We start from the raw sequence: 24,689 nt of genomic DNA, 5'->3' as shown, positions 1-24,689 counted from the left end.
ATCAGCTACCTTGCGCGGTGATCGGATCTTCGAAGAAGTAGTCGCGCCAACTGGCCGGCGCGTTCTTGATCGCTCCCACCTTGTGCATGAATTCGGCCAGCGCGAACGTGTTCTGCGGTTCCAGCTTGAATTGCACGTCGGGGTTCTTGATCACTTTGATCAGGAAGTCCCGGTCCTGCTTGGCGCCGGTGACGCGCAAATACGTGTCCGCGGCCTTTTCCGGATTGGCGGCGGCGAAGGCGGCCGCTTCCTTCAGCGCTTCCTGGAAGGCCTTGTAGGTCTTGGGATTGTCCTTGCGGAATTTCTCGGTGGCGAACAATACCGTCGACGAACTGGGTCCGCCCAGCACGTCATAGGAATTGAGCACGATGCGAGCCTTGGGATTCTCGGCCAGTTCCTGTTCCTGGAAAGGCGGGTTGCCGAAGTGCCCCGTGATTTCGGTGCCTCCCGCGATGATGGCGGCGGCGGCGTCGGGATGCGGCAAGGCGACGGAAATCTTGTCCAGCTTATTGAACTGCGCGTCGCCCCACAATTTCGCCGAGGCCAGTTGCAGCACGCGCGATTGCACCGACACGCCCACCGCCGGCACCGCGATCCGGTCCTTGTCCGTGAAGTCGGCAATCGTCTTCACGTTCGGATTGTTGCTGACCAGGTAATAGGGGAAGTTGCCCAGCGACGCGACGCCCTTCACGTTCTGCTTGCCGCGCGTGCGGTCCCAGATCGTCAACAGCGGCCCCACGCCCGCCCCCGCGATATCCACAGCCCCCGACAGCAGCGCGTCGTTCACGGCCGAGCCGCCGGACAGCTTGGCCCATTCGACCGTGATGTCCAGGCCATCGGCCTTGCCGTGCTTCTCGATCAGTTGCTGGTCGCGGGCGACGTTCAGCAGCAGGTACACGATGCCGTACTGTTCCGCGATGCGGATCCGGCCTTCGGCCATCGCGGGCGTCGGCGAGGCCAGCGCCAGTATGGCAAGCGTCAGCGCCAGGCCCGAGGCGGTGGCGATCCGGACCAGGCGGTCCCGTAGGGCGGAGGAAAAACGCATGGCGTTCCTTGTGGATAAGTGGTTGCGCGGGAGACGGCTGGCGTATTCAGAAAGGCGTATCGCCTTCGATGGTGGTGCGGTACAGCTTGCGGCGCAGGTGGTCCGGCGTGCCGGCCGCCAGGTGGATCAGCGAACGGTTGTCCCAGAAGACCAGATCGTGGGCTTGCCACTTGTGGCGGTAGAGGTGCTCGGGCCGGATGCTGTGGGCGAACAGTTCGTCGAGTATCTGGCGGCTCTCGTCCTCGGGCAGGCCTTCGATGCGTGTCGTGAAGCCCTCGCTGACGAACAGCGCGCGGCGGCCGGATTCGGGATGCGTGCGCACCACGGGGTGCACGACCTCCTGCACCTGCGCTACCTGCTGCACGCTCAGGTTGGGGCGCCAGGCCCCTTCCTTCTGCAACTGCCCGTACTTGGCCAGATAGGAATGCACGGCGCGCTTGCCTTCGACGGCATCGCGCAGCGCGGCCGGCAGCGTGTCGTACGCCAGGTGCATGTTGGCGAAGAGCGTGTCGCCGCCTTGCGCCGGCAGTTCCTGCGCATGCAGGAGCGAGCCCAGGCTGGGCAATTCCTTGTAGGAGATGTCCGAATGCCAGTATTTGCCGGCGTCGCCCAGTCCGACGGGCTTGCCGTCCTCCACGATGTTGGAGACGATGAGGATCTCGGGGTGCCCGGGCAGATGGAACTGGTGCAGCACGTGGATCATCAGGCGGCCGAAGCGGCGGCTGAAATCGATGTGCTGCTGCGGCGTGATGCGCTGGTCGCGGAACACCAGCAGGTGATGATCCAGGTGGGCTTGGTGCACCCGGGCGAAATCGGCCGCGTCGAGTTCGCGCGACAGATCGATGCCGACGACCTCGGCGCCCATCGCGCCCGCCAGGGGGCGGATCGAGAAATCCTGGGGCGCGGGGACGGGGGCGTACCGCGGTGCCGCATGCGCCTCGGACCGGCGCAGCGCATTGCTCTGGGACATGGATCGCTCCTTGCGCGTGTTCCGCCGGCCAGGCCGGCGCTGGAACGATCCATTATGAGAACCCGCTACCCCCGGACAAACGAATTATTCGGCGTTTGTTCAAGCCCGTGCGTCATAAGCGGGCCGGCGCACTGCGGGTTATATGCTTATTCGCGCGATAGGAACTTGCCGCGCACGGAGCCGATGTGCTGCTCCATCCTGCGCACCGCGGCCTTCTTGTCGCCGCGTTCGACCATGCTGTACAGGTCTTCCAGCTCGGCCACGTTGGGCTTGTCCGCCTTGCCCGCGGGCGGGCGGAACCACAGGCGCATGGAACGGTCCAGCAGGCTGCCGGCGAACTCCGCCAGGATGTCGTTGCCGGCGGCCGCGTACAGCAGTTGATGGAACTGGCGGTCGATCTCCATGCTGCCCAGGCGGTCCTGGCGCTGGTTGCACTCCCAGCCGGCGGCCACGACGGCCCGCAGCCGTTCGAGCAAAGCGGGCGTCGCGTTGTCCACCGCCAGGCCCGTCAGATGCGGTTCGACCAGCAGGCGCGCGGCGATCAATTCGAGAAAGCTGTCGATGGTCTCGGCTTTGACCAGGATGCCCTTGCGCGGCAGGATGTCCACCAGCCCCTCGCGGTCCAGCCGGTGGATGGCGAGATGGATGGGGCTGCGGCCCAGCGACAACTGTTCGCTCAATTGGGCGACGTTGATCTGGTCCCCCGCGCGCAGTTCCTGCGTGAGGATCATGCGCTTGATCGCGATGTAGGCCTGCTCGCCGAGCGAGGCCGCCGGCGCGGGGGCCGCCGCGGCGTCTTCCTGCTGTCGCTTGGGGAGAGAGGTTCTGGGCATGCGGTGAAGGTTACCTGACCACGCGCCGCTACCGGCGCAGACCGCTGCGATTATAGCGACCGGTGCGGGCGGGCCAGCGCGTTCTCAGTCGATGCGCACGTTCCCGTCCTTGACGGCCTGTCCGTATTTCGCGGATTCGGCCTTCATGAACGCGCTGAACGCTTCCGGCGAGGACGCCGCCGCGACCATGCCCTGCTGGGCCAGGATCTGCCGCACGTCGGCGTCCTGCAGCGCTTCCGAGTACATCTGGTTCAGGCGCTGCACGCGCGGGTCAGCAGGCCCATCCAGGTCTGCGACTCGAAACCCGGCAGGCCCGCTTCGGCGAAGGTCGGCACGTCGGGCAGCGCGGGGGTGCGCGCGTTCCCGGCCACGGCCAGGGCGCGCAGCTTGCCCGCCTGGATATGCGGCGCGACCACGCCCACGTCGCCCAGCGTCGCGTCCACTTCGCCGCTGAGCACGGCCATGGTGGCCGGCGCCGATCCCTTGTACGGCACGTGCATCATGGCCAGGCCGGCCTGCTTTTTCAGCATCTCGAAGCCCAGGTGGCCCGACGACCCGTTGCCGAAGGACGAAAACGTCGCCTTGTCGCCTTGCTCCCTGGCCCACGCCAGGAAGGCCTTGAGGTCGCCCGCCGGCACCTTGGGACCGACCACCAGCACGTGCGGATTGGTCGCCAGTTGCGCCACGGGCTGGAAGTCCTTCACGCTGTCGTACGGCAACTGGTTCAGCAGGTAGGGGTTGATGACGAAACTGGCGGCCGTGAGCATGACGGTGTAGCCGTCGGCCGGCTTGCCGAGCAGCGCCTGCGCGCCGATCACGGTGCTGCCGCCGGGGCGGTTTTCGACGACGATGCTGGCGCCCGTGTTCTTGGCGATCGCCTTGCCCAGCGCGCGCGCCAGCGCATCCGACGACCCGCCCGCGGTGTACGGCACGATCAGGGTCATCGGCTGCGACGGGAAGGTCTCGGCCGCCGCGCCCAGGCTGGCCAGCGCCAGGCTTGCGCCCAATATGGTTTTCTTCATGGTCCTATACCCCTTGATTGGTTTTGAATGCCGCGCGGCCGACGGATTATTCCGCGTAGCGCAGCCCCGCGCGCACGACATTGCGCAAGGCGCCGATGCCTTCCACCTCGCACTCCACCACGTCGCCGTCGCGCAGGAACACGGGCGGCTGGCGGGCGGCGCCGATCCCCTCCGGCGTGCCGGTCAGGATGACGTCCCCAGGCAGGAGCGTCAGCCCCTCGGACAGCTCCGCGATCACGCGCGCCACGCTGAATATCTGGTGGCGGGTATGCCCGGATTGCATCACGCTGCCGTTGACGCGGCAGGCCAGGGCGAGATTCTGCGGATCGCCGATTTCGTCGGCCGTCACCAGCACGGGGCCCATCGGGCAGGTGGCATCCAGGCTCTTGCCCTTGAACCACTGCGCGCCGTGCGCGCGCTGCAGGTCGCGCGCGCTGAGGTCGTTGGCGACGGTGTAGCCGAAGACATAGCCCAGCGCGTCGGCCTCGGTGATATCGCGTCCCGCCTTGCCGATCACCACGGCCAGTTCGACTTCCCAGTCGAGCTTGGCCGTATAGGCTTCATGCAGGGGCACGTCGTCCCGCGGACCGGCCACGGTGGTGGGCAGCTTGCTGAAGAAGGTGGGCCGGGCCGGAAGATCGATCTCCTGCCCTTCGCGCTTGCCTTTGCTTTCGTCGTAGTGCTTGAGATAGTTCCAGCCGACGCAGAACACATTGCGCTGGGGCACGATGGGCGCCAGCAGCCGCAGCGAATCCAGCGCCACGCCCGGCCCTTGCGCCTGCCCGCCGCCGGCGATCAGCGCCTGCACGTCGGCGACGCCCGGGAATGGCGTGACTGTCTGGCCCTCGAGCCGGCCCAGCTCCGGGCCGGCATCCGCCATATAGCGAACGATCTTCATGATGCTCAGTCCGCGAGACGGGCTTGTCCCTGGATTTCCACCAGGATCTCGGGCTTGGCCAGGGCGGCCACCTGGACCAGCGCGCAAGCTGGGAAATCGCCGCTGAAGAATTCGCGGCGCGCCTTCCAGACCTGCTGGTTGTCCGCCATGTCGGTCAGGAAGATCGTCAGCGTGACCATGTCGTCGATATGGCCGCCCGCCGCCTCCAGCAGGTGCTTCATCTTCGCGAAGATGACCTGCGCCTGCTCGTAGGCGCTGGCGCCCTGGATGGTGGTGCCGTCATTGGCGCGGGCGGTCAATCCCGACAGATAGACCGAATCCTTCACTCGCAGGCAGTTGGACCACAGGCCCGGCTCGGCTTCGGCGACGTGGGGACTGGTGATGCGGATCTTCTGGACCATGGAATCTTCCTAGCGAAAGGGTTGAGAGCGGGTTTCAAAAACGGCTCATTAAAATAACAGTGATATTTCACAGTTATATCAATGCTAGGGCCGGAGGGGGGCCGAGTCAAGGCTGCCGCCGGCCTGCGGGCATGCGCGTTTACCCTTGGATAGGGGGAATTTTCCTTGGCGATGGCTTGCCCGACGCTGTGGACAACCCTAGGGATAAGCCTGGTGACAAGCCAGGGGAAAGCCGGTGGACAGCCAGGGGATATCCCGGTGGATAGCCAGTGGACAGGCGGTGGATAGCCGGTGCACAACTTGGCCCCGGCAAAAGAAAAGGCGCAGCCCCCGGAAGGTCTGCGCCTTTGAAATCAATGGCTTGCGTGTATCAGGGCTTCGCCAGGAACGCCTGCGCCAGTTTCACCCAGTATGTCGCGCCGACCGGTAGCAGCTCATCGTTGAAGTCGTAGTTCGGGTTGTGCAACTGGCACGGTCCCATGCCGTGATAGCTTTCCAGGCGATGGCCGCCGTCGCCATTGCCCAGGAACAGGTAGGAGCCGGGAACGGCTTCCAGGAAGAAGGAAAAGTCCTCGGCGCCCATGAAAGGCGGCATGTCGCGCAGCACGTGTTCGGCGCCGAAGGCGTCTTCCGCGACCTGGGCCGCGAAGGCCGTTTCCTGCTCCCAGTTCACCAGCGGCGGATAGGCCCGCACGAAGTCCAATTCGCCCGTGCCGCCGTACACCTGCGGCAAGGTGGTGGCGATGCGCCGCATGTCGGCCTCGATCTTGTCCAGCGCCTCCACCGAATAGGTGCGCACCGTGCCGCGCAGCACGGCTTCGCCGGGAATGACGTTGTAGGCGTCGCCCGCGTGGATCTGCGTGATCGACAGCACGGCCTGGTCCAGCGGATTCTTGCTGCGCGAAATCACCGTCTGCAGGGCATGCACCATATCGGCGGCCACGATGATCGGATCCACCGACGCGTGCGGCTGCGCCGCGTGGCCGCCCACGCCCTTGATGACGATGTCCCAGCGGTTGCTGGAGGCCATGGTCGGCCCCGCGCGGAATCCGAACTGGTTGACCGGCATGCCGGGCATGTTGTGGATGCCGAACACCGCGTCGCACGGAAAGCGGTCGAACAGGCCGTCCTGCATCATGGCGCGCGCGCCGGCGTTGCCGCCTTCCTCGGCCGGCTGGAAAATGAACACGACCGTGCCGTCGAAATCCCGGTGCGTGGACAGGTACTGCGCCGCGCCCAGCAGCATGGCCGTGTGCCCGTCATGGCCGCAGCCGTGCATGCGCCCGCTGATCGTGGATTTGTGCGCGAAGCGGTTGTGCTCCGGCATGGGCAGGGCATCCATGTCGGCGCGCAGGCCGATCGTCTTCTTGCCGCTGCCGGCGCGCAGAATGCCCACCACGCCGGTTTTCCCCAGCCCGGTGTGGACTTCCAGCCCCCACCCGCGCAAGCGCTCGGCCACCAGCGTGGAGGTGCGTGTTTCCTGGAACGCCAGTTCGGGATGGGCATGGATGTCGCGGCGCAGCGCGGTCAGGTCCGGATGCGCGCGTTCGATTTCGTCGATGGTTTTCATGGCTGTGGATAAACGGTAAGTATGGAAATTGGCGGCTTGGCGGCCCGGTCCTAGGCCGCGTCGTTCAAATGGCAGGCGCTGAGTTGCCCCGGCGCGACTTCCTTCAGCAACGGCCGTTCCACTTTGCAGCGCGGCATGGCCTGTGGACAACGCGGATGGAACGCGCAACCTGTCGGCGGATCCAGCGGCGACGGCAACTCGCCCTTGATCGGCTGATAGGTGCGCCGCCCGGGCCGCAGGGTCGGCAGTTCTTTCAGCAAGGCCTGCGTGTACGGATGGTTGGCATGCCGAAAAACGGTATCGGTGGGCGCCAGCTCCACCACGCGTCCCAGGTACATGATAGCCACACGGTCCGAAATGTGGCTGACCACGCTGAGATTGTGGCTGATGAAAAGATAGGTCAGGTCCAGGTCCGCGCGCAATTGTTCGAACAGATTGAGCACCTGGGCCTGGATCGATACGTCCAGCGCGGCGACGGCCTCGTCACAGACGATGACCGTAGGCTTGAGCGCCAGGGCCCGCGCAATGCCGATGCGCTGCCTCTGGCCACCCGAGAACTGATGGGGATAACGCTGTGAAAAACTCGGATCCAGGCCTACCTGGCGCATCAGCCCCGCCACGTACTCGGCCTTGTCCCGCGCCCGGACCAGGCCGTGGGCCACGGGCGCCTCGCCGATGATCTCCCGCACCCGCATGCGGGGATTCAAGGAGGCATAAGGGTCCTGGAAGATCATCTGCACGCCCAGTTCATAGGCTCGCCGTTCCGGGCCCGCCATTTCCTTCACCGGCTTGCCGCGGTAGCGCACCTCGCCGGCGGTCGGCGGCAGGATGCCCGACACGATGCGGCCCAGGGTGGATTTTCCACAGCCCGATTCGCCCACGATGCCGATCACTTCGCCTGGCATCACGTCCAGGTCCACGCCGGCCACGGCATGCACCACCTGCGTCTTCAGGCCGGCGCCCAGCAGGTTGGCGATGCGGCCGGCCAGGTCTACGGGCTGCACGAAGCGCAGCTCGACCTGGCGCAAGGACAGGATGGGAGGGAGGGCGTCGTGTTCCACTGCGCTCATTTCGTGTCCGGGCCTCCTGCATGCCAGCAGCGCACCCATTGCGCCGGGCGGACTTCGACAGGCTGCGGCTCGGCCAGACAGGCCTCGGTCGCGCGCGGGCAGCGCCCCCGGAACGCACAGCCTTGCGGCAGGTTCAGCAGCGACGGCGTCATGCCGGGTATCGGCACCAAAGGCCTGCCGCGTGATTCCGGCGTGGGAATGGAGGCGATCAGGCCATGCGTGTAGGGATGCATGGGATGGCTGATCACGGCTTCGGTGCTTCCGGTTTCCACCACACGGCCGGCATACATGACCGACACACGGTCCGCCAGGCCCGCCACCACCGCCAGGTCGTGCGTGATCCAGATCAGCCCGGTGCCGGTCTCGCGGCACAGCTTCTGCACTTCGAACAGGATCTGCCCCTGTATCGTCACGTCCAGCGCCGTCGTCGGCTCGTCCGCAATGATCAGGCGCGGAGAATTCAGCAGGGCAATCGCGATCGCCACGCGCTGCCGCATGCCGCCCGACAACTGGTGCGGATAGGTGCGCAGGCGTTCCTCCGGCGACGGAATGCCCACCATCGCAAGCGTCTGCAACGCGCGCTGGCGCGCCTGTTCCCGCGTCGCCTTGCCGTGCGCCTGGACCGCTTCGATCATCTGCGTGTCCACGCGCAACACCGGGTTCAGGGTCATCATCGGGTCCTGGAAGATCATCGCGATCTCCTGGCCCCGCAACTGGCGCCAGCGCGCGGGCGTCGCGCCGCGCAGGTCTTCCCCGTTCAACAGCAACTGCCCCTCGACGATGCGGCCCGGCTCGTCCAGCAATCCCATCAGCGAAAAACCCGTGATGCTCTTGCCCGACCCCGATTCGCCCACCAGCCCCAGGATCTCGCCTTCGGCCAGTTGCAGGTCCACGCCGTCCACCGCCTTCACCACGCCGTTGCGCGTGAAGAAATGGGTCTTCAGCCCGCGCACGTCCAGGATGGGCCTGGGCGTTGCCGACGGTTTTTCCACAGCCTGCGTCTGCATCTCGCCGCCCCTCAATTCGCGTGGCGCGGGTTGAGCACATCGCGCAGGTGGTCGCCCACCAGGTTGATGGCGATGATGGCCAGCGCCAGCGCGATGCCGGGAAAGAAGGAAATCCAGTACTGGCCGGACAGCAGGTATTCGAAGCCGTTGTAGATCAGCATGCCCAGCGAAGGCTCGGTCACCGGCACCCCTACCCCCAGGAACGACAGCGTCGCCTCCAGCGCGATGGCGTGCGCCAGGTCGATGGTGGCGATCACGATCAGCGGCGGCATACAGTTCGGCAGCACGTGGCGGAACAGCACGCGCCCCCAGGACAGCGACATACATCGCGCGGCCTCGACGTATTCCTTGCCGCGTTCGACCAGCGCCGCACCGCGCGCCGCGCGCGCGAAATACGCCCACTGCACGACGATCAGCGCGATGATCACTTTATCCACACCCTTGCCCAGGATCGCCAGCAGCATCAGCGCGACGAGGATCGCCGGAAACGACAACTGGATATCCACAATCCGCATCAGCAGGGCGTCGATGCGGCCGCCGAAATAGGCCGCGATCAGGCCCACGGTGGCACCGATTCCGAAGGCCGCCAGCACCGACACGGTCGCCACCAGCAGGCTGGTGCGCATGCCGTAGAGAATGGCCGACAGCAGGTCCCGCGCCTGGCCGTCGGTGCCCAGCCAGTAATGCATGGCCCCATCGCCGCTTTCGCTGCCGGGCTTGAGCTTGGAGTCCATGATGTCCAGCACGGCCAGGTCGTAGGGATTCTGCGGCGCGATCCAGGGCGCCAGCAAGGCGGCGCCCACGATCGCGACCAGCATGACCAGGCCCAGGGTGGCGAGCTTGCTGGCGAAGAAGTCCGACAGGAAGCGGCGCCACGGCGTCTGTTCCTTGGCCTGTGCTGGCGGGACGGCGGCGGAGGCGGAGGCGGGCGTATTCATCGGCGGCTATCCAGGCGTACGCGCGGGTCCAGCACCGTATAGATGATGTCCACCACGAGGTTCAGCATGACCAGGAAGAACACGATCAGAAGCAGATAGGCCACCACCACCGGACGGTCCAGGTTGATGATGGAATCGATCAGCAGCTTGCCCATGCCCGGCCAGGAAAACACGGTCTCGGTCACCACGGCGAACGCCATCACCTGGCCGAATTCCAGGCCCGCCACCGTCACCACCGGAATCAGGATGTTCTTCAGCAGATGCACCCCCAGCACGCGCCTTTCCGACAGGCCCTTGGCGCGCGCGAACTTGATGTAGTCCATGGGCAGGGCCTCGCGCGTGGCCGCCCGCGTCACGCGGATGATCATCGCGCACTTGGCGAGCGCAATGGTGGCCGCCGGCAGCGCCAGGCTCAGCCAGCCGTTGAGCGTCAGCACGCTCAATTGCAGGGACCCGATGCTGACGGTCCGTCCCCGCCCCCCCGCCGGCACCCAGCCCAGCATCACCGCGAACACCATGATGAGCATCAGGCCGACCCAGAAATTGGGCAGCGAGAACCCCAGCACCGACCCCGTCATGATCGCGCGCGACGCGGGCGCATTGGGTTTCAGGCCGGCACGGATCCCCAGGGGCACGCCGATCAGCACCGACAGCAACATGGCCACACAGGCCAGTTCCACGGTGGCCGGCATGCGTTCCAGGATCAGGCGCATGGCGGGTTCGCCGGTCAGGAAGCTGTTGCCGAAATCGCCGCGCACCGCCTGCCCCATGAAGATCAGATACTGCCGCCACAGCGGCAGATCCAGGCCCAGCGAGGCGCGCACCGCGGCGCGCTGCGCCTCGGTGGCTTCGGGGCTCGCCAGCATCGACACCGGGTCGCCCACCATGTAGATGCCGGCGAAGACCAGCGCCGACATGACGAGCATGACGACGATGGTCTGCAGCAGCCTTCTTACGATCGTGGCTAGCACGAGAAACCGCCCGAATCGCGCATTACTTCTTCAGGGTCGCGAACTGCGCAAGCGTGACCTGGTCGGGCCGGCCCTGATAGCGGATATCGTTCTTCATGGCCCACACCGACAGCTCGAAATGGATCGGCAGCATGGCGTAGTCGTCCATGGCGATATTGCTGGCCTGGGACAGCAACTGCGCGCGCTTGGCGTCATCCATGGTGGACGACGCTTCCTTGACCAGGGCATCCATCTTGGGGTTCGAGTAGCGGCTGCGGTTGGTGGTGCCCAGGCCCGCCTCCGGATTGCGCGTCACCAGCAGCGAGGTCAGCGCGTTGGACATTTCTCCGCTGGTCACCGACCAGCCCGCCAGATACGCCGAGAACGCATAGCTGTCGCGGTTCTTGAAGAACACCGGGGGCGCCATCGCGTCCACGCTGGTCTTCACGCCGACGCGGGTCCACATCGAGGCGATCGCCTGCGCCACCTTCGAATCGTTGACGTAGCGCCCCGAAGGCGAACCCAGCGTGATCGAAAAGCCGTTGGGATAGCCCGCTTCCTTCAGCAGGGCCTTGGCCTTTTCGACGTCGGCCTTGGGCGCCTTCGAATGCTCTTTGCTGGAACCGAACATCGGGTAGGGCAGCAGATTGCCCGCCGGCAGCGCCACGCCGCCCATCACGCGTTCCACCAGCGCCTCGCGGTTGATGGCCAGCGACAGCGCCTCGCGCACGCGCTTGTCCTTCATGGGATTCTTGTCGGTACCCTGCACGCCGGGCGAGGGTTCCGCGAACTGGTCCAGCGCCACGTACACCACGCGCACCGACGGCGTTTCCTCGACGAAGAGCTTCTTATCGCCCTTCAGCTTGGGCAGGTCGTCGGTCGGGGGATCCTCGATCATGTCGACGTCCCCGGCCAGCAGCGCCGCCACGCGCGCGGCGGCATTGCTGATCGGACGGTAGACCACGCGGTCCCATTCGGGCTTCTTGCCCCAGTAGTTGTCGTTGCGCGCCAGCACGAATTCCGCGCCCCGCTTCCACGACACGAACTTGTACGGGCCGGTGCCGATCAGGCCGTCGCCGCTATTGAGTTCCGTGGTCGTCTTGCCTTCCGCCGCGGGCCCCGACGCGGCCTTCTTGGACATGATGGGCAACTGCGCCAGGTTGACCAGCAGGTTCGGCGCCACGTCCTTGGTGGTGATGCGCACGGTCTGCGGATCCACCGCTTCGGTCTTCTCGACCGACCCCAGGTACAGCGTGAACGGCGAAGGGCTGTTGGGCACCTTGGGCACGCGCGCATAGGTAAAGACGACGTCTTCAGCGGTGAACGGCGTGCCGTCGGAGAACTTCACGCCGGGGCGCAGCTTGAAGGTCCATACCTTGCCGTCCACGGTCCAGGATTCGGCAAGCGCGGGCTGCGGCTTGAGCTGCGCGTCGGTCGCGACCAGCGTGTCGAAGATGGTCTGGGAGATCTGCGTATTGGGCGTGAGCGCGTGGTACTGCGGATCCATGGAGGACGGTTCGGTCTTCAGGGCGATCACCAGATCGCGGGCCATGGCCGAACTGAGTGTGCCAAACGCCAGAACCACCGCGGCCGAACCGCAGGCCAAGACACGCGAAAACCGAGATGCCATTGTGATCTCCCAGAGTTGTTTCGGGTTTTGAACCTCGGGGCCACAGTAACCACCAAACAAGCCCCCGCGCAACAGTTATATTCCCTTATTGTTCTCGCTTCGCCTACGCAGAAATATGTCCGCCTACGCCCCCATCGCCGCCATTGCCACCGCCCCCGGAAGAGGCGGCATCGGTGTCGTGCGCGTGTCCGGCGCGGACCTTTCCGGCCTGGTGCGCCGCCTGTTCCAGCGCGAACTCACCCCGCGCCACGCGCACTACCTGCCGTTCAAGGCCGAGACCGGCGAACTGCTGGACGAAGGCATCGCCATCTACTTCCGCGCGCCGCATTCGTACACCGGGGAAGACGTGCTGGAATTGCAGGGACATGGCGGCCCCGCGGTGTTGCGGCGCGTGCTGGAAAGCTGCCTGACCGCGGGCCGCGACCTCGGCGTCCGGTTGGCCGAACCCGGCGAATTCACGCGCCGCGCCTTCCTGAACGACCGCATGGATCTGGCCCAGGCCGAGGCCGTCGCCGACCTGATCGACGCGTCGTCGGTGGCCGCCGCGCGCGGCGCCATGGCCTCCCTGTCGGGCGAATTCTCTGCACGCGTGAACGACCTGTCGGACCGCATCATCCATTTGCGCATGCTGGTCGAAGCCACGCTGGATTTCCCCGAAGAGGAAATCGACTTCCTGGAAAAGTATCAGGCGCGCCCCACGCTCGACGCGCTGACCGCGGACCTGGACAGCCTGATCGCGCAGGCGCGCCAGGGCGTGATCCTGCGCGAGGGCCTGCACGTCGTGCTCGCCGGGCAGCCCAACGTCGGCAAATCCAGCCTGCTCAACGCCCTGGCCGGCGACGACATCGCCATCGTCACCCCGATCGCGGGCACGACCCGGGACAAAGTCGTACAGGAAATCCACATCGACGGCGTGCCTTTGCACATTGTCGACACCGCGGGTCTTCGGGATACCGAAGACACCGTCGAGAGCATCGGCATCGCCCGCACCTGGCAGGAAATCGAACGCGCCGACCTCATCCTGCACCTGCAGGACGCCACCCAACCCGGCGACGAACTGGACGCCCAGATCACCGCGCGCCTGCCGCCGCGCACGCCCGTCCTGAAGGTATTCAACAAGGTGGACCTGCTGGCCGCCGCCTTTGCCGCCGGCCCGGGAGAACTGGGCATTTCGGCCAAGGGCGGCATCGGCCTGGATGCGCTGCGCGCCGAACTGCTGCGGATCGCGGGTTGGAACCCCGGCGCTGAATCCCCCTGGCTGGCCCGCGAACGGCACCTGCGCGCCTTGCAGGACGCCGCGGAACACCTGGCGCTGGCCGGCGAACACGCGCAACAGGACGACCGGGTGCTGGATCTATTCGCGGAAGAACTGCGGCTGGCGCATGACAGCCTGTCGAGCATCACCGGGAAGTTCACCAGCGACGATCTGCTGGGGGAGATTTTTTCCAGCTTCTGTATTGGAAAATAAAAGGAGATTCCGGGAGGTTCCGGAAACTCCATAAATCGGCTGGAGAGCCGCATCTTTCCTAGAATCCATGTTTCAATACGTACACAGAAAACCCGCTAGAGCCCATACCTTTCGTGTACGCAAATACGTATACAGAAATTATTCCTGCTGAATTTTGGCTCTCGTGTACACAATCACTTCATGCCGATGCACACGTCAGTACAAAGTGCTGCTTCGGATCAGCGAGCAGGATAGTGGGCTTGTACTCTAAGACGATCCAGACACTCGTGCCGGAATTGATGACTGTCGGAAAGCCCGACGGGAAGCGCATCCAGGATGCGATAGGCCGCTGAGTGCCTCGGTCACTGCACGACTTGCCGACCTCTTATGTGGGCGAGGAGAATGGCCCCTCACAGCGTTGCACTTCCAGTGCCGAGCACCCGCGACCACGTCGCCGATAGCGCGTCTGTCTACGGGGTCGCCCTGCCTTTTGCATTGAACGGCCAAATGTACCCGGCCTTTGCAGGCCACGATATGCGTCTTCAGCATTGCGACGCTCTATGGCGCACGATTCCGCTAGTTGATCTGGACCCAGGACGACTACATCATCTGGCGCCCAGATCTAAAGGAAATCAATGTCGATCCTTAAAAGCGTCAAGATCGTATCGGCCGACCGCAAAGCCGTGCCGTCTCCCACATTCAGCAAGCGGCACCGTCTCCTGGTCCGAATTGACGAACTGCTAGCACTGGCGGAGGCCAGCCGCGATGGAAAGAACTTCCGTCCAGAGCATACTCGCACCTATGTTGACCCTGCGACGGGCAACAAAGAACAACGCTTGGTGGAAAAACGCCTGCAGAAGTGGTGGTGGGTCGCGAGCAACGCGAAGGTGTATGTCGAACTACGCTACGGATCCCGACCGATCGAACTCACGCCAGGCAAGACGGCCATTGAACTCGACTCTGAGAGTCAGGTGATTGACACGCTGGCCCTGCTGAAGCAGGCTGTGTTGGCTGGCGAATTGGACAAGCAACTGGCTGCAGCGGGTATGACGTGGCGTGCAGCCCTCCGCCCGAAAACCTGAAAGCCCAAAAACCCAGACCGGGGCTTCCCGGCCTGGGACGCTTGCGCTAGAACAGCATCAGTTGGCTACCGGGAGCGCTGCGCCAATGCGCGCAGACGTTTTCCTCACGGCCCAGCCTCCAGCGCGTATACGCGTTCACGTACACCGTTTTCGGACTCATGTCGCTTTCCTCTTACGAGAGAAGCGAGAACGATAGGAAATCACCACCGCAAAGTGCTAAACTTTACGTTCGTATGCAGTGATCGGCAGAGGGGCGTTCTCGACCACCATGCCGGTGCGCACCGATCGCTTTTGTTCTTTCCCGCCAAGGTCGTAACAAAAGCTGGAGCGCGCTATTACCGCCTACCACCACCCTAGAAAAGCCCTTCCTGTCAGTTGGCTACTTTTCTAGGGTGTTTCTTTTTTGCTGGCTCGCGCGGTAGGCTAGCAACGACCAGCTATCGCTCTTCTCATTCCTCTCCTCCATCATCGGCTTGCCGTTCAAACGGCGTGGCCATCGTGTCCCGATAATTTTTCAAGATGAACTCTGTCATCTTGATCACGCTCGCCCATTGGCGTTCATCCATTTGGTCAGGCAGCTCAATCATTCCTTGATCACCAAAGATGGGGATAGGTATGTAGATTCGCCCCGGCTTGTTGGGGTGCATCGGCGTAGAGACCGCTGATGGGACTTCGGAAGCTGGAGCGGCTGCTGGAATTCCTAAAGATTGTTTTGAACGCTTTTTTGCTGTTCCGTTAGCTGCTGGAGCCGCAGGAGCTTTAACGTGTGGGCTCAACTCGATGCCTGCCTCCCTTGCGGCTGCCAGGAAGAAAGTGATCGACTTCGTCAGAGTGGAGCCAGAGATTTCGTACTGTCGAAATCGTTCCGCCATTTGACCGGTCGTAGCGTTCGCCAAGTTAATTGTGCCGTCCGACATGAAGGCATAAGACTGGTGAACTAAGCCGGCCAAAAGACTCTTCTGCTCTGCCTCGTTAGCCGTGATGAAGCGTGTCAACGCTTCAGTTGGCACGCCTTCCTCATCTACCAATCCAAACCAGCGAAGCGCTGCGACCAACGCTGCTCGCTCGGAGCCAGAGCGCTTCGACAAATAATGGCGGTCAATTACGCCGGGAAGAACAGGGTGCGCGCGCAGATCTTCCATGAGCTTGCTGAAGCTTCGGTAGGACGCGTAGGGCGGTTTCAAAGTTGTTTTGTCAGCCATGGTGCACGGCTCCCAGTTTAGGTCTGTTCGCAGTGTAGTCAGAACAGAAAAACAGCGCAACCTCCACAAACTTCGAAACGAAGTCTTCCTTGGCCTCGAAACCTCTTCCACCAAAAAGCCCGCGCACACAGAAGCAGCGCCATGGTCTTGATATAAAACGCAACATTATCCACATTGCTATGGACAAATCTTTATGAATCAATGACTTGCATACTTTATTTCGCGCATAGATTTGGAGAAAGATAGCCATCAAAGGCGCTGATCTCTGCGCTGTCGTCGCTTATGTTGGATTTTTGCATCGAGGAAGAGCACCTACTGCGTCTGGTCTCGGCACCTTTCGGCCGTGAACTGTCGCTGTTAGCGCTCTTCACAGGCCCAGCGGGTCTCTGCGCAATGGTTACTATGACGCGCTGCAAGGTGAGGATAGCCGCTCGATCCGTTACGGCCGCTTATCGCCGGCGATCCCCGCTCCTATCAGCTACCCAACTCGTCAACAAGCACCGTCTGAAAAGATGTACACAACGGTGTACACAAAATCTTTCTATATCTACTGGGCCGCATAAAATATAGGCTATGCGCGCTTTTCTATATTCTGTATCGGGAAATGAAGATCGCTCGTGATCAGGCCTTCTTTGTGGCTTCGACAAGGCACGCGGACAGACGATCAAAGTGCTTAAGGGCGGCTTGAGTGAGGACCACGTTCTTGCGACGGGCGTCTTCCGTATCGTCCAAGGTCAACCAGCCCTTTTCGCGCATCGACTTCAAGCGGGCGTGCAAAGTCGCTGGCGAGCCAATATCATCTGCCCCCATCACGTCACGCACCGACAATGAACGGTCTTCACGCGAGGCAAGGGCGATGAATGTCAGAATCCGTTCTTCCAACGGATCCAAGGATGGGAGAGAAGGTAGTCCACTCAACGCTTCTGCCAGACGCAGAAAGCGGATGTAGATATCTGCGGGGCGAGTCATGCTCTTCTATCACTAACGTCGCTCAAAACTCTAACCCACCGTCGCCTCACATGACAAGCGCGCTTGAACACCTGAAATGGGCTTCAGTTACGGCTGTGGCCTTTTTACTGAGCCTGGCGGCGAACGAGTGGGTGTTCACACAATCCGAATTCGTGCGCGGCGTGAACTGGGTATATCTGCCGGCGGGTGTTCGTCTCCTGGCGACGCTTCTATTCGGGTTTGCGGGGGCAACCGGCCTTCTGGTCGCGTCTTGGATCGCATGCTTCTTCTATTTCTTTCCGGACGATTTTCTTCGATCAGCGGTCGGCGGAGTGATCGCCACTGTAGCACCGCTGGCAGCGTACTTCTTGGCGCGCGAGGTTCTCAAGATGGGGAAGAACTTGCGGAATCTGACGCCTGCTGGCTTGCTGTTCTGCATCGTCCTCTACGCGCTTCTGAACGCTACGCTGCATTTCGCCTGGGCACTATTGACGGCCGTCAATCCCCCCGGCATTGAATCGCTTGTGGCAATGTTCATTGGAGACGCATCGGGAGCCCTGCTGATTTGCTACTCGATGCGAGGGCTGCTGCTTATGGTCCGCTGGCGGCTGGCGAAGGGCTTTGCGAAGTCCCGGTAAGGCGAAGAAGCATGTCAGAGGCGAGAGGCAAGTCGACGGCATAAACGCGCAAGATACGAAAGATCACTTATGGCAATGTTCACACACAATCAGCTCAAATCGTTATAGAATTTATAACGATTTTTCTCCGGGAGATGTTTGTGTTCGATAAATTTGGCAGACCGTTACTTGGAATTGTCGCGTGTGTGCTCTTCCCCGTGGTGGCCTTCGGACTGTTCGTTGTCGGTTGGTACGCGTTCGCAAACATGGCAAGTTTCTTCGGCACCGCCGTGTTGGTGGCCGTCATTGTGGGAATCTTCGTGAGGAAGCGCCTTCCTCCGAACTTGACTTTCAAACCGGGCGTCGTGGCTTTTATCGCCCTGGGCGCAGGGGTGCTTCTGACCGCTGGCGTTATGAAGACACAACGCGCGGAGGCAGCAAAGACTGAAGCGAAAGCCGCGCAAGAACAGAAACTGGTTGCTGATTACAACGCGAAGGCCCAACTTTTCTTAGCCGAGACACAGCTCGTCCGTAACCGCGCGGTGCAATACCAGGGCTCTTCACGATTCAGCGCCGTGGGCGCTCAAGAGTGTCGGAGTGCCATTAAGAACGCGGAGAACATTTCGCCCAACCGACATGAGGCCTCATTCCGCGCTTGGTACAACGCCTGGTTCATGTGCGCCACCTACGCAGGCGACTCTGATTCGGTTCCCTCTCTCTCGAAATACGAGAAAACCCGTCCAAACTTGAAGGCCTTCCTGGGATGAGTTTCGCGACACGCATCTCAGCGCAACTCATACCAAGTCCCACGCCCCCCCCCATGCTGGGCCAGGTGTCCCTGTTCCACCAGCATCCTGAAGTGTTGCTTGAGTGTATTGCGGTTGCCGCTGGTCAGGCGGATCGCTTCGGCCATGGTGATGCGGCCATGCTCGCGCGTGAATTCGACGATCTTCAATGCCAGGTCCGGCAACTTGGCCAGTACCAGCTTCTCGCGCTCGACTTTGCGTTCCAATCGACGCACTTGCTGCGACAGGGCCCGCAGGAAGAATACCAACCAGGGTTGCCAGTTCGGCGCATCCGTTCGGATGCTGCCCTGGGTTTGTCGTAATGCCAGATAGTAAGCTTCCTTACTCTGCTCGATCACGCTTTCGAGCGAGCTGTAGGGTACATAGGCATAACCCGCCTGCAACAACAGCAAGGTGGTCAGCACCCGGCTCAAACGGCCGTTGCCGTCCTGGAACGGATGGATCTCCAGAAACACCACGATCCAGATGCCGATCAGCAACAATGGATGCAAACGCCCAGTGCTGCGCTCCCCGTTGAACCACGCCACCAATTCGACCATCAGGCGCGGTGTATCGAAGGGCGTGGCAGTCTCGAATACGACGCCTAGAGGCTTACCGTCTTCGTCGAACGCGGCCACGCTGTTGGTAGTCGTCTTGTAATTGCCGCGATGCCAGGCGTCCTTGTCACTGTGGGTCAGCAGGTCGCGGTGCAACTGGCGAATGTGGTTCTCGGTTAGCGCGATCTCCTGCCAGGACGAGAACACCAGCTCCATGACCTCCGCATAACCCGCCACTTCCTGCTCGTCTCGAGTGTCGAACGACTTGATCTGCAAGTTGGAAAGCAGGCGTTCAACCTCCCGGTCCGACAGCCGGCTCCCCTCGATCCGGGTCGAAGAGCCGATGCTCTCGATGGTGGCGACTCGTCGCAATGCTGACAGCCGATCGGGCGCCAGCGTGCCCAACGCACGCCAGGCCCCTTTGAATTCGTCGATACCTGCAATCAGGCCGAGAATCTCAGGAGTGATTTGAAGAGAGTCTGTGTGGATCATCGGAACCAATGCTACACCCAATTACACCCAATTTATGGGTTCGCACCATTATCCCACCCGTTTACACCCAATTTCGGGGCAAAGGGCAATATTCCGATAACCGGTTGAAATGCAGCAGCGCAGCCTAGCTCAGTCCAGACCGCTTTTCATCGACAGGCTCAGCCGGTCACGGCCGCCGGATCCCGTTCTGGCTCCTCGCCGTCCAGGGTTCGGGCGGAAGCCTCCCGGCCGCGGTTTTCCAGCACCCGATCCAGGCGCTCGGACAGCAGGCCCAGGTCCCTGGCCCGCTTGCCATGCAGCAGGCGGCCCAGCGCGTGGAGGTTCAAGGCCATGGTCCTCAGTTCGGCCAGTTCGTTCTCCGTGAGGGCAGCGCCCTGATTCTCGTTGAGTTCGATCCGGTCCAGCACGGCCGCGCAGGCATCGTGGAACTTGGAGTACTGCTCCCAAAGATTGGGCGGGCCATTACCCGCCGGAACGGACTTTTCGGGTGCCATGGACGCTCCTTTTCGGATCCGCGCAGCCCTCTGCTGTGGACACGCGGCATATTCTTATAAATTCTATAACTAATCCGTCGATCATTCCTGCGCGGGCCGGATACCCGTATATTTTCAATCCCCGATCGCTTTCCTCTCCCCGGAATCCGCATGCCCTTCGACATACGTCCCGCCACCGCCAGCGACATCGCCGCGATCGAGCGGATCGTCGCGGACGCGTATTCGCCCTATGTCCTGCGCATCGGCGCAACGCCGGGCCCCATGCTGGACGACTACCCCGCGCGCGTCGCGCAAGGCGTGGTCCACGTGCTGGAAACGGAAGAAGGCATCCAGGCCGTCCTGGTATTGATACCCGAAGCGGATTGCCTGCTGCTGGACAATGTCGCGGTGGCGCCCGGCGCGCAGGGGAAAGGCTATGGCCGCCATCTGCTGCGGTTCGCCGAAGACGAGGCGCGCCGCCGCGGCCATGCCTGGATCCGCCTGTACACGCAGGAAAAGATGACCGAGAACATCGGCATCTATCGCCGCTACGGCTACGTCGAAACGCATCGCGCCGAGGAGATCGGCCTGAAGCGCGTATTCATGAAGAAACCGCTTTTTTGAGCGGTTTCTTCTCCCCTCCCTAAAATACGAGTATTTACTCGTAATTCAAGTGGAAGGCTTTTCGCTTTCCGTCTCGCCGGAAACGGCATGCCGCGCCCGCCGGTTGCTGGCCAGCGACTTCGCATAGACGGAATCCGGCCGGATGCGGTGCGCGATCACGTAGCCGGTGACGCACGCCAGCATGAGAGGCAGCATGACTTCGTAGCTGAGCGTCATCTCGAAGATCATCAGGATCGACATCAGCGGCGCATAAGTGGTGGCCGCCAGCAACGCCCCCATGCCCACGATGGCATAGCTGGATACCGCGGACAGGTCGCCGGCCGGAAACAAGGTTTGCAGACCCGTGCCATACAGGGCGCCCAGCGCCGCCCCCACGAAGAGTGTCGGGGTGAAAACGCCGCCCACCGCGCCCGATCCGACGCTGGCCGCGGTGGCCAGCGTCTTCAGCAACAGGATGGCGGCCACGGCCTGCCATGCCCACTGCGTGTGCAGCATGCTGTTGACCACACTGTATCCATTGCCCCAGACGGCGGGATTCACCACGGACAGCGCCCCCACGGCCAGGCCGCCCACCGCCATCCTCGCCCACAAGGGAAACGGCAGGCGTCCGAAGGCGCCGCGCGCCAGGTCTAGGAACCGCAGGAATTGCGGCGCGGCCAGGCCGGCGATCAGCCCCAACCCCAGGTAATTGAAGACTTCCCAGCCGGACACGAAATCGAACGGCGGCATGTGGAACACCGCGTCGTAGTGCAGGATCTGGCGCGTAACGATATTGGCCACCACGGACGACACGATCAGCGGCACCAGCGTGGCGGAGGCGATCGCGCCATAGACGATTTCGGAAATGAACAGCGCGCCGGCGATGGGCGCGTTGTAGGCGGACGTGATGCCCGCGGTGGCGCCGCAAGCCACCAACAGCCTCAGATGCCTGGGCGGCAGGACCAGATACCGCCCCGTCAATGAGGACAGCATCGCCGCCAGTTGCACCATGGGGCCTTCCCGGCCGATCGAAGCGCCGGAACCGATGGAAAAAATGGATGACAGGCTGCGGGCGATCGTCTGGCGGAACCCGATGACGCCCCGGCCGACGGAGATTGCCTCCATATAGTCTGCCGCGCCGCGCTTGGGCAGCCGTTTCGCGGCCATCTGCAGGATAGCGCCGGCGATCGCGCCGCCGGCGGCCGGCATCAGGAACCGCTGCCATGGGCTGAGCCCTCGCGCCAGGGACACCATGCCATGAGGAGCATCGCCGCCGCCCAGCAGTATTTGCATCCAGCCCAGCAGTTCCCGGAAAACGACCGTCGCCAGCGCACCCAACAGTCCCATCAGCGCCGCCGCGCACACGGTGGCGGGCAGATTGTCGGCCAGCAAACGGCTTCTCAGCCAGGTTGCCCAGCCTGAATTCTTGATTCGGATTTCTCTCGCCATGGCGCGATTCTACGGCGAAAGCTGCTCACTTTTTGTTCAGTCCCCTGTAAAGAAAGGCCCGGCTCCTCCCCCCCCAATCCCTGGCTTCGAAGAATGCCTGGCGGGCCTCTGAGGGCCCCCAGAAAGGCAAGAAAGCAAGGATGCGGAAGGGCGGTTTTCGGAGTAAAAGTGCCGTTTTTGCCACCCGTCCTGGAAAGAAGGCCTGTGGATAACTCCTAAGCAGGCTGGTTGTGCACATGTTGTGGAGGCAAGTTGAACAAGCACCGGTTTCGGGTAGGGTCCAAAATCTTGTCCAACTTCAGCTTTTTTCCCACACAGAGTTCTTGCACAGGCAAAAACGGCTCCAAGTCGATGAAAAAGAAGAGGTTTTCAGGGTTAAGGTAGTTATCCACAGCCCTTATTAATCATTAGTCTTTATATAAAGAGAAATAAAGGAAAAGCCAAACATGTCTTCCCATTCCGCCCAGCCATCACCCCCCGGACTCCGTCCATGCGCATCCTTCTGATAGAAGACGAAGCGGAACTTGCCCGCTGGCTTTCAAGAAGCCTGGCCAGGCATGCTGGCTTCGTGGTCGAGTGGGCCGACGACGGACTGGTTGCCGAACGGCGGTTGGCAGTCGAAGAATTCGACGCGGTCATCCTGGATCTCGGACTTCCGGGCATGGATGGCCATACCTTGCTGGCGAAGATCCGCGCGCGGGACGACCGTACGCCGGTGCTGGTCTTGACCGCGCGCGATTCGCTGGCCGAAAAAATCGGTACCCTTCACCAGGGAGCGGACGATTTCCTGCCGAAACCGTTTGTTGTGGAAGAGTTGGAGGCGCGTCTGATCGCGCTGATCCGGCGCAGCCGCGGACGCGAGCATCCGCGGCTCACCCTTGGAAACCTGGTTTTCGAGACTTCGGCCCAGAAATTCACGGTCAATGGACAGCCCTTGCAGTTATCCCCACGTGAACATTCGGTGCTTCGGGTGCTGATCCAGAAAAGCGGCGAACCCATCAACAAGCAACAGATCCTCGACCGCATCCTCACGGACGACGCGGACATCAACCTGGAGGCCATCGAGGTGCTGGTGCACCGGTTGCGCAAAAAATTGGCGGATACCGGCGTGCAGATCGTGACCATGCGGGGCATGGGCTACTGCCTGGAGAACGCTGTTGACAACTAGAAGTCCGGGAAAAACAGGATTTTTTTCGCCCAAAAAGCGGAATCGCACCCTGAAAACCCAGTTGCTCTGGTGGCTGATCCCGACGCTGGTGTTCGTGATGATGGGCGCGCTGTGGCTGTCGAACCATCAGTTGCGCAACCAGGTCGACATTGCCTACGACCGTTCGCTCTCCGGAGCGCTGCGCGCGATCGACCACAACATATCCACAGCCAGCGGTGGATTAGCCATGGAACAGCCGTACCTGATGCTGGAATTTTTCGAGCTGACGGCCAATGGCAGCGTTTTTTACCGGGTGGCGACCGAGGACGGCCTGGCGGAAATCGGCCATCCCGACCTTCCCATGCCCGCCGAACCCCTGGTCTCCGGCGAGCCGCGGTTTTTCTACGCGACGTACCAGGGAACCCCCGTCCGGGTCGCGGCGCTGGCGCGCCCCATGGATCCTCCGCTGTACGCAAACAAAGGGGGACGGGTAGTGGTGCAGGTCGCGGAAGGCCTGGATACCCGCCAGGCCTTTCTGCACCAAGTGCTGGTGCGATCCGTGGAACGGGACCTGGCCGTGGTCCTCATCAGCGTCCTGGTGATCATCCTGGGCGTTTTCATGGCCTTGCGGCCCCTGGTCCGTTTGAGGCAGGAGGTGGAAGGGCGGTCTGCGGACGATTTAAGCCCCGTCAGCGCGTCGGACATGCCAGGTGAGGTCCTACCCCTAGTCGCCGCCGTAAACCTCCACATGGCCCGTTTTGCGGCCCAGGCGAGGGTCCAGAGCCAGTTCCTGGACGACGCGTCGCACCAGTTGCGCACTCCCTTGTCGGTTTTGCGGACCCAGACGGCCTACGCTCTGCGCGAAACAGACCCCCAGGAGGTCCGTACAGCCCTTCTGGCGATGCAGGAGGGCCTGGACAGGGCTGTGCGCACCACCAACCAAATGCTCGCCCTGGCGCGCGCCAAGGACGCTTCCCTGGCCGAAGGCGGATTCGCGCCGGAATCGGTCGACCTGGTCGAGCTGGCCGACGGCGTCATCCGCGGCCTGCTTCCCACGGCCCGGGTCCGCCAACTGGACATCGGCCTGGAGGCCGAACAATCGTCGGTCATGGTGCAGGGGGCCGATTGGCTGCTGAGGGAGGCGGTCAGCAATCTGGTGGACAACGCCATCCGCTACACCGCGCCCGCCGGGGAGGTCACCGTCCGGATACTGGAGGGCGCCGGCGAGGCCCGGCTGGTGGTGGAGGACAGCGGCCCGGGGATGTCCACCGAAGACATCGCCCGCGCCTGCATCCGCTTTCGCCGGGGGGCGGCCGGCAAGAACAAGCCCGGCGCGGGCCTGGGGCTGGCCATCGTGGGCACCATCGCGGAAACCCTGGGCGCGCGCCTCGTCCTGGAAAACCGGGCGCCCTTGCCCGGCTTGCGGGCGGCCCTGGTGTTTACCCTTGGATCGAGCTCGGATGCTGCACTGCGTCATGAAAACGGCGGGTTTTGAAAGGTGTTGGAAAGCTTCGGTTTTGTACGGTTGCGTCCACTGGGGCAGCCAATGCGGA

General features: G+C 62.8%; 25 protein-coding genes. 7 read left to right on the top strand and 18 right to left on the bottom strand.

Annotated elements, in window-relative coordinates; translation table 11 throughout:
- Window position 1: 1 nt before the first annotated feature.
- The 13 genes from AVE30378_RS15655 to AVE30378_RS15595 all read right to left on the bottom strand — a co-directional run bounded on the left by AVE30378_RS15655 (window position 2) and on the right by AVE30378_RS15595 (window position 12,334).
- Window positions 2-1,045 carry an ABC transporter substrate-binding protein gene (locus AVE30378_RS15655; protein ID WP_129241799.1) on the bottom strand — a complete coding sequence of 348 codons (1,044 nt, stop codon included), beginning with the start codon at window positions 1,043-1,045 and terminating at the stop codon, window positions 2-4.
- A 46-nt stretch (window positions 1,046-1,091) separates the two neighbouring features.
- The gene (locus AVE30378_RS15650) at window positions 1,092-2,015 is read right to left on the bottom strand and encodes a TauD/TfdA dioxygenase family protein (RefSeq protein ID WP_129241798.1); all 924 of its coding nucleotides are present in this window, start codon (window positions 2,013-2,015) and stop codon (window positions 1,092-1,094) included.
- Window positions 2,016-2,161: 146 nt separating this feature from the next.
- Window positions 2,162-2,848 (bottom strand): GntR family transcriptional regulator, encoded by a 687-nt coding sequence (locus AVE30378_RS15645; protein ID WP_129241797.1) that lies wholly within the window; start codon window positions 2,846-2,848, stop codon window positions 2,162-2,164.
- A gap of 84 nt (window positions 2,849-2,932) precedes the next feature.
- On the bottom strand, window positions 2,933-3,112 hold the full coding sequence (locus AVE30378_RS15640; RefSeq protein ID WP_129241796.1) for a tripartite tricarboxylate transporter substrate-binding protein: 180 nt from the start codon (window positions 3,110-3,112) through the stop codon (window positions 2,933-2,935).
- On the bottom strand, window positions 3,100-3,870 hold the full coding sequence (locus tag AVE30378_RS15635; protein ID WP_165360197.1) for a tripartite tricarboxylate transporter substrate binding protein: 771 nt from the start codon (window positions 3,868-3,870) through the stop codon (window positions 3,100-3,102). The genes AVE30378_RS15640 and AVE30378_RS15635 overlap by 13 nt, the downstream gene beginning before the upstream one ends.
- Window positions 3,871-3,916: 46 nt before the next feature.
- Window positions 3,917-4,768, bottom strand: coding sequence for a fumarylacetoacetate hydrolase family protein (locus AVE30378_RS15630; RefSeq protein WP_129241794.1), 852 nt, complete (start codon window positions 4,766-4,768; stop codon window positions 3,917-3,919).
- A 5-nt stretch (window positions 4,769-4,773) separates the two neighbouring features.
- Window positions 4,774-5,169 (bottom strand): RidA family protein, encoded by a 396-nt coding sequence (locus AVE30378_RS15625; RefSeq protein WP_129241793.1) that lies wholly within the window; start codon window positions 5,167-5,169, stop codon window positions 4,774-4,776.
- Between the two features lie 370 nt (window positions 5,170-5,539).
- Entirely contained in the window at window positions 5,540-6,739 is a 1,200-nt protein-coding gene (locus AVE30378_RS15620) for a M20 aminoacylase family protein (RefSeq protein ID WP_129241792.1), read from the bottom strand.
- Window positions 6,740-6,789: 50 nt separating this feature from the next.
- Complete coding sequence (locus AVE30378_RS15615; RefSeq protein ID WP_129241791.1) at window positions 6,790-7,809, bottom strand: ABC transporter ATP-binding protein; 1,020 nt, start codon at window positions 7,807-7,809, stop codon at window positions 6,790-6,792.
- Complete coding sequence (locus AVE30378_RS15610) at window positions 7,806-8,816, bottom strand: ABC transporter ATP-binding protein (RefSeq protein ID WP_129241790.1); 1,011 nt, start codon at window positions 8,814-8,816, stop codon at window positions 7,806-7,808. Before AVE30378_RS15610 ends, AVE30378_RS15615 begins: the two co-directional genes overlap by 4 nt.
- 11 nt (window positions 8,817-8,827) lie before the next feature.
- Window positions 8,828-9,754: an ABC transporter permease gene (locus AVE30378_RS15605; protein WP_129241789.1), complete on the bottom strand. Its 927-nt coding sequence runs from the start codon at window positions 9,752-9,754 to the stop codon at window positions 8,828-8,830.
- The gene (locus tag AVE30378_RS15600) at window positions 9,751-10,725 is read right to left on the bottom strand and encodes an ABC transporter permease (protein ID WP_129241788.1); all 975 of its coding nucleotides are present in this window, start codon (window positions 10,723-10,725) and stop codon (window positions 9,751-9,753) included. The genes AVE30378_RS15605 and AVE30378_RS15600 overlap by 4 nt, the downstream gene beginning before the upstream one ends.
- 22 nt (window positions 10,726-10,747) lie before the next feature.
- On the bottom strand, window positions 10,748-12,334 hold the full coding sequence (locus AVE30378_RS15595) for an ABC transporter substrate-binding protein (protein WP_129241787.1): 1,587 nt from the start codon (window positions 12,332-12,334) through the stop codon (window positions 10,748-10,750).
- Between the two features lie 115 nt (window positions 12,335-12,449).
- On the opposite strand from AVE30378_RS15595, the gene mnmE reads away from it, so the two are divergent.
- Window positions 12,450-13,802, top strand: a complete 1,353-nt coding sequence (gene mnmE, locus AVE30378_RS15590) for a tRNA uridine-5-carboxymethylaminomethyl(34) synthesis GTPase MnmE (protein WP_129241786.1) — start codon at window positions 12,450-12,452, stop codon at window positions 13,800-13,802.
- Window positions 13,803-14,416: 614 nt separating this feature from the next.
- Window positions 14,417-14,863 (top strand): hypothetical protein, encoded by a 447-nt coding sequence (locus AVE30378_RS15585; protein ID WP_129241785.1) that lies wholly within the window; start codon window positions 14,417-14,419, stop codon window positions 14,861-14,863.
- 449 nt (window positions 14,864-15,312) lie between these two features.
- Here AVE30378_RS15585 and AVE30378_RS15580 read toward each other — a convergent pair whose 3' ends face one another.
- Both AVE30378_RS15580 and AVE30378_RS15575 read right to left on the bottom strand, forming a co-directional pair.
- Window positions 15,313-16,065 carry a DUF5343 domain-containing protein gene (locus tag AVE30378_RS15580; protein ID WP_129241784.1) on the bottom strand — a complete coding sequence of 251 codons (753 nt, stop codon included), beginning with the start codon at window positions 16,063-16,065 and terminating at the stop codon, window positions 15,313-15,315.
- 621 nt (window positions 16,066-16,686) lie between these two features.
- The gene (locus AVE30378_RS15575; protein WP_129241783.1) at window positions 16,687-17,034 is read right to left on the bottom strand and encodes a winged helix-turn-helix domain-containing protein; all 348 of its coding nucleotides are present in this window, start codon (window positions 17,032-17,034) and stop codon (window positions 16,687-16,689) included.
- A gap of 50 nt (window positions 17,035-17,084) precedes the next feature.
- On the opposite strand from AVE30378_RS15575, the gene AVE30378_RS15570 reads away from it, so the two are divergent.
- Window positions 17,085-17,651: a hypothetical protein gene (locus AVE30378_RS15570; RefSeq protein ID WP_129241782.1), complete on the top strand. Its 567-nt coding sequence runs from the start codon at window positions 17,085-17,087 to the stop codon at window positions 17,649-17,651.
- Between the two features lie 140 nt (window positions 17,652-17,791).
- Window positions 17,792-18,397, top strand: a complete 606-nt coding sequence (locus tag AVE30378_RS15565) for a hypothetical protein (RefSeq protein ID WP_129241781.1) — start codon at window positions 17,792-17,794, stop codon at window positions 18,395-18,397.
- A gap of 17 nt (window positions 18,398-18,414) precedes the next feature.
- On the opposite strand, the gene AVE30378_RS15560 is transcribed toward AVE30378_RS15565, so the two are convergent.
- Entirely contained in the window at window positions 18,415-19,464 is a 1,050-nt protein-coding gene (locus tag AVE30378_RS15560) for a Fic family protein (protein WP_129241780.1), read from the bottom strand.
- A 158-nt stretch (window positions 19,465-19,622) separates the two neighbouring features.
- A complete protein-coding gene (locus AVE30378_RS15555; protein ID WP_129241779.1) occupies window positions 19,623-19,958 on the bottom strand; it encodes a hypothetical protein in 336 nt (111 codons plus the stop codon).
- Window positions 19,959-20,108: 150 nt separating this feature from the next.
- Between AVE30378_RS15555 and AVE30378_RS15550 the strand changes: the two genes are divergently transcribed.
- The gene (locus tag AVE30378_RS15550) at window positions 20,109-20,561 is read left to right on the top strand and encodes a GNAT family N-acetyltransferase (protein ID WP_129241778.1); all 453 of its coding nucleotides are present in this window, start codon (window positions 20,109-20,111) and stop codon (window positions 20,559-20,561) included.
- A 45-nt stretch (window positions 20,562-20,606) separates the two neighbouring features.
- Here the strand turns inward: AVE30378_RS15550 and AVE30378_RS15545 are convergent, their stop codons facing one another.
- Window positions 20,607-21,989, bottom strand: a complete 1,383-nt coding sequence (locus AVE30378_RS15545; RefSeq protein ID WP_129241777.1) for a ClcB-like voltage-gated chloride channel protein — start codon at window positions 21,987-21,989, stop codon at window positions 20,607-20,609.
- A gap of 490 nt (window positions 21,990-22,479) precedes the next feature.
- On the opposite strand from AVE30378_RS15545, the gene AVE30378_RS15540 reads away from it, so the two are divergent.
- Both AVE30378_RS15540 and AVE30378_RS15535 read left to right on the top strand, forming a co-directional pair.
- On the top strand, window positions 22,480-23,157 hold the full coding sequence (locus tag AVE30378_RS15540; protein ID WP_129241776.1) for a response regulator: 678 nt from the start codon (window positions 22,480-22,482) through the stop codon (window positions 23,155-23,157).
- Entirely contained in the window at window positions 23,147-24,631 is a 1,485-nt protein-coding gene (locus AVE30378_RS15535) for a sensor histidine kinase (protein WP_129241775.1), read from the top strand. The genes AVE30378_RS15540 and AVE30378_RS15535 overlap by 11 nt, the downstream gene beginning before the upstream one ends.
- Window positions 24,632-24,689: the final 58 nt, after the last annotated feature.

The organism is Achromobacter veterisilvae (assembly GCF_900496975.1).
GTDB lineage: Bacteria > Pseudomonadota > Gammaproteobacteria > Burkholderiales > Burkholderiaceae_B > Achromobacter > Achromobacter veterisilvae.
Note: the sequence above shows the minus strand (reverse complement) of the source record. Positions and strands in the feature narration are given on the sequence as shown.